This window comes from Curtobacterium sp. 18060 (genome assembly GCF_902706105.1).
Taxonomy (GTDB): domain Bacteria; phylum Actinomycetota; class Actinomycetes; order Actinomycetales; family Microbacteriaceae; genus Curtobacterium.
The window spans coordinates 35,783-51,346 of record NZ_CACSJV010000007.1; the positions used below are offsets into that span (position 1 = coordinate 35,783).

15 protein-coding genes are annotated in these 15,564 nt (G+C 70.7%); 10 read left to right on the top strand and 5 right to left on the bottom strand.

Going from position 1 to position 15,564, the window contains the following annotated elements; all coding sequences use genetic code 11:
* Positions 1-3 precede the first annotated feature (3 nt).
* Both GVL05_RS05645 and otnK read right to left on the bottom strand, forming a co-directional pair.
* A complete protein-coding gene (locus tag GVL05_RS05645) occupies positions 4-675 on the bottom strand; it encodes a class II aldolase/adducin family protein (protein WP_235035866.1) in 672 nt (223 codons plus the stop codon).
* The gene (gene otnK / locus GVL05_RS05650; RefSeq protein WP_159572042.1) at positions 672-1,892 is read right to left on the bottom strand and encodes a 3-oxo-tetronate kinase; all 1,221 of its coding nucleotides are present in this window, start codon (positions 1,890-1,892) and stop codon (positions 672-674) included. Before otnK ends, GVL05_RS05645 begins: the two co-directional genes overlap by 4 nt.
* A 175-nt stretch (positions 1,893-2,067) precedes the next feature.
* Here otnK and GVL05_RS05655 point away from each other — a divergent pair, with 175 nt between their 5' ends.
* The 6 genes from GVL05_RS05655 to GVL05_RS05680 all read left to right on the top strand — a co-directional run bounded on the left by GVL05_RS05655 (position 2,068) and on the right by GVL05_RS05680 (position 9,326).
* Positions 2,068-3,381 carry a homoserine dehydrogenase gene (locus GVL05_RS05655; RefSeq protein WP_159572045.1) on the top strand — a complete coding sequence of 438 codons (1,314 nt, stop codon included), beginning with the start codon at positions 2,068-2,070 and terminating at the stop codon, positions 3,379-3,381.
* On the top strand, positions 3,378-4,721 hold the full coding sequence (locus GVL05_RS05660; protein ID WP_159572048.1) for a gluconate:H+ symporter: 1,344 nt from the start codon (positions 3,378-3,380) through the stop codon (positions 4,719-4,721). The genes GVL05_RS05655 and GVL05_RS05660 overlap by 4 nt, the downstream gene beginning before the upstream one ends.
* Before the next feature lie 86 nt (positions 4,722-4,807).
* A complete protein-coding gene (locus tag GVL05_RS05665) occupies positions 4,808-6,100 on the top strand; it encodes an MFS transporter (RefSeq protein ID WP_159572051.1) in 1,293 nt (430 codons plus the stop codon).
* Positions 6,093-7,031: an amidohydrolase gene (locus GVL05_RS05670; RefSeq protein WP_159572054.1), complete on the top strand. Its 939-nt coding sequence runs from the start codon at positions 6,093-6,095 to the stop codon at positions 7,029-7,031. The genes GVL05_RS05665 and GVL05_RS05670 overlap by 8 nt, the downstream gene beginning before the upstream one ends.
* Before the next feature lie 12 nt (positions 7,032-7,043).
* Complete coding sequence (locus GVL05_RS05675) at positions 7,044-7,988, top strand: amidohydrolase (RefSeq protein WP_159572057.1); 945 nt, start codon at positions 7,044-7,046, stop codon at positions 7,986-7,988.
* A gap of 24 nt (positions 7,989-8,012) precedes the next feature.
* Entirely contained in the window at positions 8,013-9,326 is a 1,314-nt protein-coding gene (locus GVL05_RS05680) for an MFS transporter (RefSeq protein WP_132100909.1), read from the top strand.
* A 9-nt stretch (positions 9,327-9,335) separates the two neighbouring features.
* Here GVL05_RS05680 and GVL05_RS05685 read toward each other — a convergent pair whose 3' ends face one another.
* Positions 9,336-9,983 carry a stage II sporulation protein M gene (locus tag GVL05_RS05685; protein WP_200849160.1) on the bottom strand — a complete coding sequence of 216 codons (648 nt, stop codon included), beginning with the start codon at positions 9,981-9,983 and terminating at the stop codon, positions 9,336-9,338.
* On the bottom strand, positions 9,980-10,528 hold the full coding sequence (locus tag GVL05_RS05690; protein WP_235035867.1) for a hypothetical protein: 549 nt from the start codon (positions 10,526-10,528) through the stop codon (positions 9,980-9,982). Before GVL05_RS05690 ends, GVL05_RS05685 begins: the two co-directional genes overlap by 4 nt.
* Before the next feature lie 187 nt (positions 10,529-10,715).
* On the opposite strand from GVL05_RS05690, the gene GVL05_RS05695 reads away from it, so the two are divergent.
* The 3 genes from GVL05_RS05695 (at position 10,716) to GVL05_RS05705 (ending at position 13,442) form a co-directional block, all read left to right on the top strand.
* Positions 10,716-11,309, top strand: coding sequence for a TetR/AcrR family transcriptional regulator (locus GVL05_RS05695; RefSeq protein WP_235035868.1), 594 nt, complete (start codon positions 10,716-10,718; stop codon positions 11,307-11,309).
* Between the two features lie 97 nt (positions 11,310-11,406).
* Positions 11,407-12,231, top strand: coding sequence for a mannosyl-3-phosphoglycerate phosphatase (locus tag GVL05_RS05700; RefSeq protein ID WP_159572063.1), 825 nt, complete (start codon positions 11,407-11,409; stop codon positions 12,229-12,231).
* Entirely contained in the window at positions 12,228-13,442 is a 1,215-nt protein-coding gene (locus GVL05_RS05705; protein WP_123939447.1) for a glycosyl transferase, read from the top strand. The genes GVL05_RS05700 and GVL05_RS05705 overlap by 4 nt, the downstream gene beginning before the upstream one ends.
* Before the next feature lie 88 nt (positions 13,443-13,530).
* On the opposite strand, the gene GVL05_RS05710 is transcribed toward GVL05_RS05705, so the two are convergent.
* On the bottom strand, positions 13,531-14,574 hold the full coding sequence (locus GVL05_RS05710; protein WP_159572066.1) for an LLM class flavin-dependent oxidoreductase: 1,044 nt from the start codon (positions 14,572-14,574) through the stop codon (positions 13,531-13,533).
* Between the two features lie 57 nt (positions 14,575-14,631).
* Here GVL05_RS05710 and GVL05_RS05715 point away from each other — a divergent pair, with 57 nt between their 5' ends.
* Positions 14,632-15,495, top strand: coding sequence for an SMP-30/gluconolactonase/LRE family protein (locus GVL05_RS05715; RefSeq protein WP_159572069.1), 864 nt, complete (start codon positions 14,632-14,634; stop codon positions 15,493-15,495).
* Positions 15,496-15,564: the final 69 nt, after the last annotated feature.

Sequence of the window (15,564 nt, forward strand, 5' to 3'; positions counted from 1 at the left end):
CGGTCACTGTAGCGATCGTCGGGTCCACGGCGTGCCGTACCGGTCGGCGAGCTCGATCGCGTCGTCCTCGGACAACAGTCGTCGGTCGTGTCCCGCGGTCAGGACACTGATGCGGCACGCCTCTTCGAGCTCGATGGCTGCTTCGAGGGCGTCGGCCGTGTCCGTCCCGCTGACGACCTGGCCGTGGTTGGCGAGCAGGACGGCCCTGGAGGGTGTCGGCTCGTCGCGGATGAGCGCGCCGATCTCCGGGTGGCCGGGAGCCCGGTAGGGGATGAGTGGCGTCTGCCCCACACGCATGACGAAGTACGGGGTGATCGGTGGGATCGCGCTCGTCGCGGACCACGGCGCGAGGCAGGACGCAGCGACGGAGAACGGCGAGTGCACGTGCACGCATGCGCCGTGCGTCGGGTTCCGGGCGTACATGGCGAGGTGCATGGCGACCTCCTTCGACGGCCGCGGCCCGTGCACGTGGGTGCCGTCGAGGGTGAGCTCGGCGATGCCGTCGGGGCGGAGGTCGCTCAGGTCGGTGCCGGTACCGGTCATCGCGACCCGTCCGTCGCGGAGGACGCTGATGTTGCCGGTGCTGCCGGGGCTCAGGCCGGCCGCCGCGAGGCGCTTGCCGGTGTCGGCCAGGGCAACGGTGACGTCGGCGAGCCAGGGGTCGGTGGTGTTCACGCGAGGGCCTCCCATGCGGTGACGAACATGTCCGGCGACCCGAAGTTCCCGGACTTCAGTGCGATGGCGATGCGGCGTCCCGATGCGGTCACCCCTTCTGCCCAGCACACACCGGGGGCGATCGGTGCACCGATGACGAGCCGCTGGATCCCGAGCCGCGAGACCACCGCGCCGGACGTCTCCCCGCCGGCGACGATGCACTGTGCGAAGCCGTCGGCGATCGCACGGTCGACGATCTCGGAGAGTGCGTGCTCGATCCGGGTCGAGCTGTCGGCGTCCGCGGAGACGTCGGACGGAACGCCGACGCTGTAGACGACGGGTGCGCTGTCCGCGGGTTGCGCTCGGAGCCAGGCCACGGCCTCCTGGACGACCGCTGGTGCATCGACGGCGAGCCGGGCGACGTCGAGCTGGTGCGTGGGGGAGCCGGCCGCGACGGCGGATGCGATCTGCTCGCGGGTGCGCGCAGACGCGCTGCCGCAGACGACGAGGCGGCGGCCGACGGGCGCGGTGAAGGCGGCGGTGGCGTCCGCACTGCCCGGTGCGACGCCGAGGGCGAGCCCGGAGCCGCCGGACCGGAGGACGTCTCCCTCGGTGGCCGCGGCGATCGTGACGAGGTCGTCGTCGTCGACCGCGTCGACGACGACGTACGGATCTGCGGACGCGTCGAGTGCTGTCCGGACTGCCTCCGGCCCGGCCTGCACCGTCGTGAGACGGACCTCGCCGACGGTGTGCCGGGTCTGCGGGCGGAGGATGTCGGCCACGCGTGACTTCGTCATCGGGGTGAGCGGGTGGTGCCGCATCGAGGAGTGCTCGAGCAGGTCGGACCAGACGAAGAGGTGTCCTTGGAAGGTGGTGCGGCCGTTGTCGGGGAACGCGGGGACGACGACGCAGCGTGCAGCACCGGTGCGTTCGACGAGTGCGTCGAGGACCGGTCCGATGTTGCCGCGATCGGTCGAGTCGAACGTGGAACAGTACTTGAGGAAGAACCTCGTGTGGCCGGCTGCCGCGAGACGGTCGTGCGCGGCGAGCGATTGGGCGACGGCGACGTCGATCGGCGCCGTCCGGGTCTTCAGCGCCACGACGGAGACGTCCGTTCCGGGGTCTGCGCGCGCGTCGGGTGCCGTGAGGACCTCGGTCCGGTAGCCCCGGGCGGCGTACGCGGTCGCGATGTCGGTCGCTCCGGTGAAGTCGTCGGCGATGACGCCCATCGTGGCCATGTCGTTCCCTCCTGACGATGCCCGCCGCTCTCCGGCGCGCGTCCTCCAATGAGAATACACGTGAATCCGTGTGAAAGAAGTTGAACAACTGTGACAAGCGGTGTTACGGTGGCGATCGCCCGGTGGTCACCTGAACCGGTCATCGGGCACCTGATCAACGAGGAGACGAGGAACGATGGCGATCCAGCAGCCCAGTGGCACGCAGACCCGAGTCGCGCTGACCGGCGCGCGCGGAGGCTACGGACGGACCCTCCTGGCACAGCTGCGGAACGTGGCCGACATGACGCCGACGGTCCTCGTCGACCCGGACGGGGCAGGGGTCGAGTCGATGCTCGCCGACCTCGGCATCAGCGACGCCACCGTCGTACCGGACCTGGCGGGGATCGACTGGAGCGCGATCGACGTGCTCGTCGAGGCCACCGGCCGGGTCGCCGCCGGCGTCGCGTACGCCGAAGCCGCCATCGCGCAGGGTGTGCACGTCGTCATGGTGAGCAAGGAGGTCGAGACCGTCGCCGGCGTCACGCTCGCCGCCACGGCCGCCGCGGCCGGCGTCCGCTACCTGCCCGGCGACGGGGACCAGCCGGCCAACCTCATCCGCCTCGTCACCTGGATCGAACGTGTCGGGCTCGACATCGTCGCGCTCGGCAAGTCGGGGGAGTACGACCTCGTGTTCGACCCGACCGCCGGCACCGTGACCCAGGTCGACGAGACCATCCCCGCGCCGGGCATGGCCGACCTGCTCGCCCTCGGGGACGACCTGCACGCCACACTCGCCGCGCGCGCCGACCTGGTCGCTCCGCTCAAGCGCCGTGCCGCGGCCGACCACTGCGAGATGACCGTCGTCGCCCAGTACACCGGGTACACCGCCGACCGCGAGGACCTGCACTACCCGGTCGTCCGCACCACCGAGCTCGCCGACGTGTACGCGGCCCGTGCCGACGGCGGGATCCTCGACCGTCCGGGCAGCCTCGACGTCTTCTCGATGCTCCGCCTGCCCGACGAGGCGAGCTTCGGCGGAGGTGTCTTCGTCGTCGTCCGCACCGGCGACCCGGAGACCTGGAGCCTGCTCGCCGGCAAGGGGCACGTCGTGAGCCGGGACGGCCGCTACGCCTGCGTGTTCTGGCCGTACCACCTGATGGGCGTCGAGACGCCGCTCACCATCGCAGCCGCAGCCTCGGGCACCGCGACCATCCCGGTGCCGCGCCAGAGCTCCGTGCTGGCCGGCCGGACCGCCGAGCCACTGACGGCCGGCGCGGCCTTCCAGGTGGCTGGGCACCACCACGAGGTCGCGGGCATCGACCCCGTCCTGCTGTCCGATGACGACGCGCCCGCGGGGACCGCGCCGTTCTACCTGCTCGGCGGTGCACGGCTCGTCCGCGACGTGCCCGCCGGTCACCTGCTGACGTTCGACGACCTCACCGGGGTCGACGAGATCGGGCAGCGCATGTTCGAGGAAGCCCGTGCGGCAGGTTCGCGAGCTGCGCTGTGAGCGCACCGGAACTCCACCTCGTCTTCGCCGCCGTCGCGATCGTCCTGCTCGTCATCGGCATCGCGAAGTTCAAGCTCAACCCGTTCCTCGCGCTCCTCATCGGTGCGCTGCTGCTCGGGTTCGCGAGCGGACTCGGCGTCGAGAACACCGTCGGCACGTTCGAGCAGGGATTCGGCGACACGCTCTCCGACACCGCTCCGGTGATCGGACTCGGGTCGCTCCTCGGCGCGATCCTCACCAGCACGGGTGGGGCGAACCGGATCGCGGACGCCTTCATCGGCAACCGCAAGGTCGCGCTCATCCCGATCTCGATCGCCGTCGCTGCGCTCGTCATCGGCCTGCCGAACATCTTCGACGTCAGCTTCGTCATGCTCGTGCCGCTTGCCTACGCCCTCGCACGCCGTTCCGGCACACACCTGTTGTTCGTCGGGATGCCCCTCGCCGCCGGCCTGTACACCGCACACGGCCTGCTCCCACCGCACCCCTCACCCACCGCCGCGGTCGCTGCCTACGACGCGAGCTTCGGACTGACCCTGGCACTCGGCTTGGTCGTCGCGATCCCGACGGTCATCCTCTGCGGGCCAGTGCTCACCCGGGTCGCCTCGCGCTGGTTCGGACCGGCACCCGACCTCGATGCCGGTCCCGCTGCCGGGTCCCGTGAGCTGACGGAACTGCGCCCGCCGCTGTGGCTCGCCCTCGGCGTCGTGCTCCTCCCGCCGCTGCTGCTCGTGATCGGCGCGTTCGGCGTCGACGCCACGGCCGACGGCACCGTCCTGCACACCGTGTTGACGTTCTGCGACGACCCGGTCGTCGCGCTGCTCCTGGCCGTGGTCGTCGCGCTGATCGGCCTCGGCCGGACCTCCGGATCGTCGATCGCGACGATGGGGAGCGTCGCCGGTTCGGGACTCAAGACAGTCGGACCGGTGCTGCTCATCATCGGAGCCGGCGGTGGACTCGCAGCGATGCTCGCCGAGACGGGCGTGAGCAAGGTCATCGTCGAGTACGCGCAGGGATGGCACGTGCCGGCACTCATCCTGGCCTGGGTGATCGCTGCCCTGCTGCGCATCGCACTCGGGTCGGCGACCGTGGCCACCGTGACGGCAGCCGGGATCATCGCTCCGCTCGCTGCGGCCGCCCCGTCGATCTCGCCTGAGCTGCTCGTGCTCGCCACGGCGTCGGGCTCGGTGATGCTCTCGCACGTCAACGACTCCGGGTTCTGGCTGTTCAAGGAGTACTTCCAGCTGTCCGTCAAGCAGACGTTCCGCACTTGGACGCTCATGCTCTCCCTCCAGTCGGTGATCGGCCTGGTCGGCGTGCTGCTGCTCTCCCTCGTCGTCTGACCCGACGCAGCCTGCGCTGCACCCGACGCGGCGCTCGCCGCCCCCGACGCGGCGCTCGCCGCACCCACCCCGTGCAAAGGAGCATCATGACCGCCTCCACCCGCCTCGAGCCGGACAGCGACCCCAGTGTCGCCCGCCCGACCAGGATCCGCTGGGCGATCGTCATCCTGCTGTTCGTCTTCTACACGATCAACAGCGTCGACCGCAGCGCGCTCAGCGTGGCCCTGCCCTTCATCGGGGACGACTTCCACATCTCCGGCACCGTGCAGGGGATCATCCTCAGCGCGTTCTTCTGGTCGTACTGCCTGCTCCAGATCCCCGGCGGTCTGACGGTCGACAAGTTCGGGCCGCGCACCGTCATCGGCATCGCGTCCGTCATCTGGGGTTCGTTCATGGCCCTCGCCGGATTTGCCGCGAACGCCGTGATGCTCGTGCTCTCCCGCATCGGCCTCGGCGCGTTCGAGGCGCCGTTCATGCCGGCGGCGTCGTCGCTCGTGTCGAAGTGGATGCCGCCGCGCAAGCGAGCAAGCGGCGTCACGTTGATCGATTCCGGTGCTCCGCTCGGCGCCGCGGTCGGCGGGTTGGTCGTGGCATGGCTGATCGGTACGACCGGTTCGTGGCGCGTCTCGTTCGTCATCATCGGCGTGTGCACGGTGCTGTTCGGCATCGGCGCGTGGTTGTACCTGCGGAACCGTCCCTCCGAGCACCGGTCGGTGAACGCCGCCGAGGTCGCCCTCATCGAACAGGCCGAAGACGAGCAGTCCGACCGCCCCGGGGTCAGCCGCGCGAACGTCATCGCGATGGTGGTCGGACGTCTGGCGTGGGCGATGGTGTTCTGGGGCCTGGTCACGTGGGGGCCGAGCTACCTCTCCGCCGCCCGTGGACTCGACCTCTCCGCGCTCGGGTTCGCGACGTTCCTGATCTTCTCCTGCGGCGCGGTGGGCGAGATCCTGAGCGGCTTCCTCGCTGACCGTCTCCAGCGCCGGTTCCGCCGGAACGTGGCGTTCAAGATGCTGTTCGGCGGCTCGGGCGCACTCAGCCTGGTGGCGCTCGTCGCCCTGCCGTTCGTCACCGACACCGCCGTCGCCGTCGCGCTGCTGTGCATCGGGGTGTTCTTCAACCTGTTCGGCGGGCTCTACTGGACCATCCCGTCGATGCTCGCGAAGCCGAGCAACGTCGGCATCGTCGGCGGCGTGATGAACTTCGCCGGCACCGCCGCCGGCATCGTCGTCCCGATCGCGGCCGGGGTGCTCCTCGACCTCACCGGCGGGTACACGGCGGTCCTCGTGTTCCTCGCGATCGCGGCAGCCGTCTACCTGGTCGGTTCGCTCTCGATCAACTTCGCCGGCACCACGCGGACGGAGCCCGCTCGTGCCTGAGGCCGGCTACCGCGGCCCGGTCATCGACGCGCACCACCACCTGTGGCAGCTCGCCGATGACCGGTACCCGTGGCTGCGGCCCGGCGTCCTCGTCCCGCACCGCTACGGCGACTACTCGGCGATCAAGCACGACTACACCGCCGCCGACCTGCTCCGCGACACCGCTGGTCAGGGGGTCGTCGCGACCGTCTCGATGGAAGCCGAGTGGGACCCGGCCGACCCCGTCGGTGAGACCCGGTCCCTGGCGCGGGTCGCCGCGACCACCGGCGTGCCCGGCGCGATGGCCGCGCAGGCGCGGCTGGACGCCGACGACGTCGCCGAGGTGCTCGCCGCACAGGCGTCGCACCCGTCCGTCCGCAGCATCCGGCACAAGCCTGGAGGCCCGGCTCGGCTCGAGCAGGTCGGGTCCGGTCGGACGCGCATGAGCGACCAGACCTGGCGCGCCGGCTACGCGCTGCTCGCCGACCACGGACTCCACTTCGAACTGCAGACCCCGTGGTGGAACCTCCACGAAGCGGCTGAGCTGGCCGTCGACCACCCCGAGACGCTGATCGTCGTGAACCACGCCGGCGTGCTCCTCGACCACGGCGCACGGACCATGCGCGGGTGGCGTGCAGCACTCGCCGAGCTCGCGGACCTGCCGAACGTCGTCGTGAAGGCATCCGGGCTGTGCACCGAGGCCGACGGCTGGGACCAGTTCGTGAACCGCGAAGTCGTCCTGACACTCGTCGGCCTCTACGGCGCCGACCGGGTGATGTTCGGCAGCAACTTCCCCGTGGACGGCATGTTCACCACCTACGCGGCGATGCTCGACGGCTTCCGGGACATCCTCGCCGACCTCCCGGCGGCCGAGCAGCGCGCCGTGTTCCACGACACCGCTGCCCGTGTCTACCGACCTGCCCGCATCCACCAGCCCGCCAGCGCTTCGTAGGGAGCACCGACCATGACCATCGCGAACGGCCACCGTCCGAGGATCCTCGACGCCCACCACCACTTCTGGGACCTGCAGAGCGAGGGGCACTGGCCCTGGATCCAGACGGATGTCAACCCCGACTTCTTCCTCGGCGACTACGCCGCGATGCGCCACACCTTCATGCCCGAGGACTACCTCCGCGCGACCGCGGGATGGGACGTCATCGGCACGGTGCACTGCGAGGCCGAACGGTCGCGTACCGAGCAGGTCGAGGAATCGGCATGGCTCAGCGGGCTCCACGATGCGGACCCACGGTTCCCGATGGCGGCCGTCGGACACGTGTTCTTCACTCAGCCCGACCTCGACGACGTGCTCGCCGGGCACGCGGAACACCCCCTCGTCCGCGGCATCCGGTCGAAGCCCATGACCTCCGCGCACCCGGGGCCGACCGTACGCGGGGTCCCCGGGTCCATGCAGGACCCAGCCTGGATCGCCGGTCTGCACCGACTGGCGGCGTACGACTTCAGCTGGGACCTCCGCGTGCCGTACCACCACCTCGCGGAAGCGGCCGACGTCGTCCAGGACATCCCGGACACCACCGTCGTGATCAACCACTGCGGCCTGCCCCTGGACCGCAGCGACGACGGACTCGCGATCTGGCGCCACGGCATGGAACGACTCGCCGCCCTGCCGAACACGGTCGTCAAGGTCTCCGAGCTCGGCCTGCCCGGGAACCGCTGGGACCGTCCGAGCAACGAAGCGGTGGTCCGCGAGACCCTCGCGGTCTTCGGTCACGACCGGTCGATGTTCGCCTCGAACCTGCCCGTCGCGACGCTCACGGCACCCGACTTCGACGAGGTGATGGACACGATCCTCACCGGGGCCGCCGGGTCCACCCCGGACCAGCTCGACGCCCTCTTCCACGGCACCGCCGCTCGCGTCTACCGCATCCCGCTCGCCGACACCGTCGGCTGACCCGACACCGAACGAAGGAACCCGATGACCACCGTCAACGACGACGCACTCTTCCGGAAGGTGTCGACCCGCGTGCTCCCGCTCGCGATGATCGGCTTCTTCCTGTCCTACCTCGACCGCGTGAACATCGGATTCGCGCAGGAACAACTGAGCACCGACCTCGGCTTCTCCTACGCCGTCTACGGACTCGGCGCCGGCCTGTTCTTCGTCGGGTACTTCATCTTCGAGATCCCGTCCAACCTGATCCTCGCCAAGGTCGGTGCGCGGAAGTGGATCGCCCGGATCATGATCACGTGGGGCCTCATCTCCGGGTGCATGTTCCTCGTCGACTCCGAGACCACGTTCTACGTGCTGCGGTTCCTGCTCGGTGTCGCCGAGGCCGGCTTCATCCCCGGCGTGCTCTTCTACATGTCCCAGTGGTTCCCCGCCAGCCGTCGCGGCCGAGCATGGGGCATCTTCTACATCGCCCTCGCCGCCTCGGGGGTCGTCGGCGGGCCGGTGTCCGGCTTCATCCTCGACGGCATGCGCGACGTCGCGGGGCTCGACGGATGGCAGTGGCTCTTCATCATCGAGGCGATCCCGACGATCGTGTTGGGCTTCGTCGTCCTCCGGTACCTGCAGGAGGACCACCGCACCGTGCGCTGGTTGACCGAACCCGAACGCAGCCGGCTGGGCGCGCTCCTCGACGCCGAAGCCCCACCCGCCGGACACACGAAGCTCCGGGAGGTCTTCCGGAGCCCGATGATCTGGATGCTCACCGGCATCTACTTCTCGTACAACTTCGCGCTCTACGGCATCAGCTTCTGGCTGCCGAACCTCATCCGTGACCTCGGGATCGACGGCGACGTCACGGTCGGTCTCGTGTCGGCACTCCCGAGCCTCGCCGCGATCGTGTCCATGGTGATCTTCGGCCGCAGCTCCGACCGACACGGCGAACGGAAGAAGCACATCGCAGCGGCCTTCGCGCTCAGCGCCGTCGGGTTCGTCATCTGCATCCTCGCCGGCGACCAGGCGGTGCTCGGGATCATCGGACTGATGCTCGCCAACGCCGGCGCCCTCTCGATCCCAGCCGTCTTCTGGAGCTTCCAGACGTCGATGCTCAGTGGCACCGCGCTCGCCGGTGGCATCGCGCTCATCAACTCCACGGGGAACCTGGCGGGGTTCGCGGCGCCGTACGCCATCGGCGCGGCGAAGGACGCCACGGACTCGGCGACGATCGCGCTGTGGATCACCGCGGGGTTCATGGTGCTCGGCGGTGTCCTGACGTTGACGGTGCGGACCGCGCGTGCACATGCCGCAGTGCCTGGCCGGGTCGAGACCCCCGACCTCACCTCGTAGCGAGCTGCGTCACGGCGCGAGGAGCCACTGGCTCAGCGGGTGGACCAGGTACCGCAGCGAGGCCGCCTCCCACGCGGCACCGATCACGAGGAGGGCGAGGGCGGGGACGGCGAGGGTGCCGAGCTGCTGGAGTCCACGTCGGTACCCGTCCCGATGACGCTCCACCCCGGCGGCCCCGGGGCGGAGCCAGTACTTGCCCACCAGGAACGAGCCCAGCAGCAGGAGGACGTAGGCCTGCAGCTCGATGAGGAGCGTGACGGAGTGCGGGATCAACGCCACCCAGCCTTCTCCGGTCGACGGCACGAGGGTGATCCCGGTCTGCACCGCCCAAGCGCCGAAGATCGCGAGCCCAGCGAACGGGACGACCAGTGACGGCAGGACGAGCGTGAGCAGGCTCAGCCGGAGGACGTTGACGGCGAGGATCGTCAGTGCGAAGAGCGCCGGCGAGCTCACGAGTCGGGTGACGAGTCCGGCGGTGCCGTCGGCTTCCATCGCGGACATCCGGGCGTCGGTGAGTCCGGGGAACACGAGGCCGATCGCGAAGCCCAGCACGACCAGCCCGTACGCCGAGAGGTTCAGGACGAGGTACGCGCGGGACTCCCGTCGGACGATCTGGCCCGAGCCTCGCACCACGCTGCGGCCGACCGGCGGCGTCACGAGGCTGCTCCGCCGTCGAGCAGCCAGTGGTAGCGCAGCCGCGTCGCTCGCTCGACCGCTCCCAGGGCTGCCGCGAAGCCGAGCGCGACGTTGGCCCACGGGGTCAGGTGCACAGGCGACTCGAACGTGCCGACCGTGTCCGCGATCGGCGGGATCTCCGAGATCGGCTCGAGCACCTGCAGGACGTTGAGACCGACACCGACGAGCAGCACGACGACCGACACGGCTCCGACGATCCTGCTCGCAGCAGGGTGGCGCTGCGCGAACCGCAGGCGGCGCCCTTCGGCCGAGCGAGGGTCGGGAACGAGCTGCCGCTGGGTGCCGTCCTCGGCGACGAAGTGGCAGCGGCGCAGGCCCGACTCGCTGACACGGACCTCGATGTGCCCGCCGGTGACCGGGAATCGTGCAGGGACCCGCGAGACGAGGGTCAAGGTGCCGTCGACGTAGAGGCGAGCACGTACGACCCCGTCGGTCGCGTCCCCGCCGTGGCGGACGTCGATCGTGTGGTGGACCGGGACGCCGTTGCGCGTCAGGGTGATCGACATCAGTGAGCGCCGCGTCGTCTGCCACCAGCGGAAGGGCTTCAGGCTCGTTCCGTCGCCGGGTTTCGCCCGGCTGGTCCACCGTCGCGCTCTCCGGTTCGCATCCATCGACTCGTCCTCTCTAGTACAGTGTGACAACACATCGAGAAGCTAGCACACCGTGCTAGTCCTGTGGAGAGGATGGTGCAGCGTGGTCGACTCAACCGCTCCGGACACCCGGTCGAAGATCCTGATCGCTGCGGCGACGATGATCGGAGAGGACCCGACGGCTCGCCTGAGCGTGCGTGGGGTGGCTGCCCGCGCCGGCGTCAGCACGGGGTCGCTCCGGCACTTCTTCCCGACGCAGCGGGAGCTCATCGACACGGTCGTCGAAGGTCTCCAGACCCTCGACCTCCCGGAAGACCCGATCGCGGACCACTCCAAGGAGCCCGCCGAGCGACTCGAGGGGTGCCTGCACCTGCTCCTCGCGAGCATCGGGAGCGGTGCGTCCGCTCGGCAGAACTGGGCGGCGCTGCACGATGCCTACGTCGCCGTGCCGGTCGCCGGTGATGCCGAGCACACGTTCCTCGCGATGGAACGGCTCGCCGTCGATCGGGTCGAGCGGTGGCTGTCGGTGCTGCGGCAGGAGGGGGTCCTGCAGGACGGCAGTCCCGAGGAACACGCGCGGTTCCTGCTCACGGTCGTGAACGGCCTCGCACTCGAGCGTGCCCTTCCCGGGGCGCCTGCGCGGACCGCCTTCGAGCGGGCATCGCTGCGGTTGGCGGTCGCAGCCGTACTGCGCTGACGGCAAGTCGCCCCTGTTCACCAACCGGACTCCCACGCATGGCAGGGTGGTCCGGGGCACCGTCGCCCGCAGCCCACCAAGCCGCGAGCGGAGCACGATGCCACCACAGGACCTGATGGTCGTCACGGACCTCGACGGGACGTTCCTCGACCACCACGACTACTCGTTCGACGCTGCCCTGCCGATGCTCGAGCAGCTTCGCGCGGACGACGTGCCGGTGGTGTTCTGCAGCAGCAAGACCCGGGCCGAGATCACCGCCCTGCAGCAGCGGACCGGTCTCGACGGGCAGGCGTTCGTCGCGGAGAACGGCGCGATCGTCGTCGGACCCGACGGCAAGGCGATCACCGGAGCTGGCGCGGGCCCCGCGAACGCCGGTCTCGCGCGTCTCCGCGCAGCCCTCGACCACACCCGAGCGGACCTGGACCTGCACTTCGCGACCTTCGGCGGCGTGACCGACGAGGTCGTCGCCACCTGGACCGGACTCGACCTCGAAACGGCCGGTGATGCACGCCGACGCGAGGCCTCCGAGGTCCTGCTCTGGCACGCCGAGGACGACGACCGCGCGGGCGCGTTCCGCGAGTCGCTCGCCGCGGCCGGCCTCGACCTCGTTCGCGGCGGCCGCTTCTGGCACGTCCTGCCCACCGGGCGCGACAAGGGCACCGCGGTCCGCCTGCTCGTCGCCGACCACGCACGCCGCACCGGCACCGCTCCGCGCACGATCGGGCTCGGCGACGGGCCGAACGACACCGCGCTGCTCGACGCCGTCGACCTGGCGGTCGTCGTCCGCGGCCACGGCCCGGAACCCGGTCCCCTCGCCGACGACCGACCCGAGCGCGTCCACCGCACAACCGCCCCCGGCCCGCAGGGCTGGGCCGAGGGCGTCTCCCGATTCACCACCCCGTCCGTCAGGAGCCACCGATGAGCGACTTCCACCAGAACGGCGTCATCACGACGTTCCACGACCTCGGCCGCCGCAGCACCGCGAGCATCGAGGACGACCTGCGGGGATTCGCCGAGAAGCGGCCGATGAGCCTGATCCTGCCGGCGCTGTACTCGGAGCTCGAACGCCCGGCGCTCTCGCGGATCGTCGACGAGCTGGCCGAGGCCGACTGGCTCAGCGAGATCGTGATCGGGCTGGACCGTGCCGACCGCTCGCAGTTCGAACACGCGCGGGAGTTCTTCGCTCGGCTGCCGCAGCGGCACCGCATCCTGTGGAACGACGGGCCGCGCCTGCGGGAACTCGACGCCGAGCTGGAGCGCGAGGGGCTGGCACCGGGGGAGCCGGGCAAGGGCCGGAACGTCTGGTACTGCACGGGTTACGCGCTCGCGTCGGAGCGGGCGGAGTGCATCGCGCTGCACGACTGCGACATCACCACGTACGAGCGGGGCATGCTCGCGCGGCTGTTCTACCCGGTGGCGAACCCGGCGTTCGACTACGAGTTCTCGAAGGGCTACTACGCCCGCGTCGCCGACGGCCGGATCAACGGTCGCGTGGGGCGGCTGCTCGTCGGCCCGCTGCTCCGGTCGCTCCGCCAGGTCTACGGGGAGTCCGAGTACCTGGAGTACCTCAGCAGCTTCCGCTACCCGCTGTCCGGCGAGTTCGCGATGCGCGCGCACGTGCTGAACGGGTTGAAGATCCCGGGGGACTGGGGCCTCGAGATCGGCATGCTGTCCGAGGTGTACCGCGACTACGCGACCCGGCAGGTGTGCCAGGTGGAGATCGCCGATGCCTACGACCACAAGCACCAGCCCCTCGCCGAGGCCGACGGCACCGGCGGACTCGCCCGCATGGGGAACGACATCGTGCAGTCGCTGCTGCGGAAGCTCGCGACGATGGGCGTCCCGCTCACCTCGGACTCGTTCCGGGTGCTCAAGGCGACGTACTACCGGAACGCCCTCGACATCGTCGAGGTCTACCGGCACGAAGCGGAGATGAGCGGCCTCGGCTTCGACCAGCACGCCGAGGAAGCCGCGGTCGAGCTCTTCACCAAGGCGATCCTCGACGCCGGCGGCGCCTTCAGCGCGCGCCCGGACGACAAGCCGTTCATCCCGAGCTGGAGCCGGGTGCGCTCGGCGGTGCCGGACGTGCTCGAGCGGTTGCAGGATGCGGTGGAGGCGGACCAGCAGGACTGATCACGCGCCCTGGGCGCAACCCGAAAGCGGACGGGAGGCACGGCGCGAGCTGGCCACGTGCCTCCCGTCCGGCGGTCTGGCGCCGTTCTCAGGCCGCCGGTCGCGGCGCCCAGCCGAGTTGCGGGCCCAGGTGCTCGGCGATGTCCGTGGTGATCTGCGCGTAGTCGTCCGGCTCGAACGAGAACGGCAGCGCGAAGGCGACCTCGGTGACCGCCTGGTAGCCGGCGTCGGCGCGCAGCCGGTCCGCGATCTCGGCCGAGGTCCCGACGAGGTCGGCGGCGAAGAGCATCCCCGCCGGCCCCATCGGCACGCCGACGCGGCCCGAGCGGCTCTCGACGTAGGCGCGGTAGCGGGCCTCCTGCTCGCGGCTCGCCGTGTCGGTCGGGATGACGACCAGGCCCTGGGAGACCCGAGCGGTGCTGGGATCGGGGTGGACGTCGAGGTAGGCCTCGATCTGCGCGCGCTGGTTGGTGGCGAAGTCCGTGCCGACCTCGCTGCGCGTGACGCTCGAGGTGAGCAGGTGGAAGCCGTTCTCGCCGGCCCAGACCGCCGACTTCGTGCTGCCGGTGCCGTACCAGATGCGGTCGGCGAGGCCGTCGCTGTGGGGCTGGACGGTGCTCGCGAACTCCTCGATCCCTCGGCGTTCGACGGTGCCGGTCGCGGTTCCGGTTCCGGTCACCGCTTCTCCGCGCACGAGGGCACGGAAGCGCAGGAGCCGGTCGTTGCCGAGGTTCTCGTGCTCGGCGGTGTCGGGGTAGATCGCGTCGCGGTACAGGTCGAAGTTCATCGGGGTGCCGACCGAGAAGCCGGGGTTCAGCCGCCCGCCCAGCAGCACGTCGACGGTGCCGAGGTCCTCGGCGAGCCGGAACGGGTTCTCGGCGCCGATCGGCGTGACGGCGGTGCCGAGCTCGATCCGCGAGGTCCGCTGCGACGCCGCGGCCAGCACCGCGACGGGGGAGGATATGCCGTGCTGCAGGTGCCGGTGGCGCAGCCACGCGCTGTCGAAGCCGAGCGCCTCCGCGCGCTCGATGACCCGGAGCGTGTCCTCGTGGCCCTCGGACGGTCGGGCGGGGTCGAACGACCCGATCGTCAGGAAGCCGAGCCGTTCCAGGGGAGTTCCGTCGAGGGGCATGCCTCGATCGTGCCAGACCACCGGGTGGCGCGGGGGTCCGGCTGGCAGGGTGGATCGGTGCACATCACTCTGGACTCCGCGACCGACGTCGTCACCGAAATCCGCTTCCCCGAGGGCAACCGCTGGCACGACGGGCGGCTCTGGTACTCGGACATGCACACCGGCGAGGTCTTCTCGATGGACCCGACCTCGACCGCGGCTCCGCGCCTGGAGGCCACGGTGGAGGGCCAGTCGTCCGGACTTGGATGGCTCGCCGACGGGCGACTCGTCGTCAGCTCGATGGAGTCCCGCACGGTCGTCGCCGTCGACGACCGTGGCGAGGCGTCGGTGTTCGCCGACCTGTCCGGCGAGGAGTCGTCGCTCCTGAACGACCTGGTCGTCGACGAGGCGACCGGCCGGACCTACATCGGGGCCTTCGGCTACGACCTGTACGGCGGCGAGGAGCTCCGCCCCGGCCCGCTGTACGTGATCGAGCAGGACGGCTCGTTCCGCCTCGCCGCCGAGGGGCTGGTGTTCCCGAACAGCGCGAACGTCCTGCCCGGCACCCGCACCCTCGTGGTGAGCGAGACGTGGGGCGGCCGGCTCACCGCGTTCGACATCGAGCCCGACGGGTCGCTGACCGGCCGACGCGAGTGGGCAGCGCTTCCCGGTGGCGTCACGCCGGACGGCAGCACGGTCGACCGCGACGGCGCCGTCTGGGTCTGCTCCGTCGACACGGGGGAGTTCCTCCGGGTCCTCGAGGGCGGCGAGGTCACGGACCGGATCGACGCGCCGGGGCTGTGCGCGATCGACTGCGCGCTCGGGGGCGAGGACGGCCGCACGCTGTACCTGGCGACGGCGGACAGCTACGACCCGGCGACGACGGCGCAGACCCGTGCGGGGCGGATCAGCGCGGTGCGGGTGGCCGTGCCGGGGTGGTGAGCGGAGGCCTGGCTGCCCGCTGATCGCGGTGGGAGCCCGCTCGGTGCGAGGTTGACCGCATGGTGCGAG

Bases quoted from the DNA above. Each gene is read 5' to 3' on its own strand.
- GVL05_RS05655 (WP_159572045.1), top strand. From the start codon at position 2,068: ATGGCGATCCAGCAGCCCAGTGGCACGCAGACCCGAGTCGCGCTGACC.
- GVL05_RS05690 (WP_235035867.1), bottom strand. From the start codon at position 10,528: ATGTCGATCACCCTGACGCGCAACGGCGTCCCGGTCCACCACACGATC.
- GVL05_RS05675 (WP_159572057.1), top strand. From the start codon at position 7,044: ATGACCATCGCGAACGGCCACCGTCCGAGGATCCTCGACGCCCACCAC.
- GVL05_RS05705 (WP_123939447.1), top strand. From the start codon at position 12,228: ATGAGCGACTTCCACCAGAACGGCGTCATCACGACGTTCCACGACCTC.
- otnK (WP_159572042.1), bottom strand. From the start codon at position 1,892: ATGGCCACGATGGGCGTCATCGCCGACGACTTCACCGGAGCGACCGAC.
- GVL05_RS05700 (WP_159572063.1), top strand. From the start codon at position 11,407: ATGCCACCACAGGACCTGATGGTCGTCACGGACCTCGACGGGACGTTC.
- GVL05_RS05680 (WP_132100909.1), top strand. From the start codon at position 8,013: ATGACCACCGTCAACGACGACGCACTCTTCCGGAAGGTGTCGACCCGC.
- GVL05_RS05710 (WP_159572066.1), bottom strand. From the start codon at position 14,574: ATGCCCCTCGACGGAACTCCCCTGGAACGGCTCGGCTTCCTGACGATC.
- GVL05_RS05665 (WP_159572051.1), top strand. From the start codon at position 4,808: ATGACCGCCTCCACCCGCCTCGAGCCGGACAGCGACCCCAGTGTCGCC.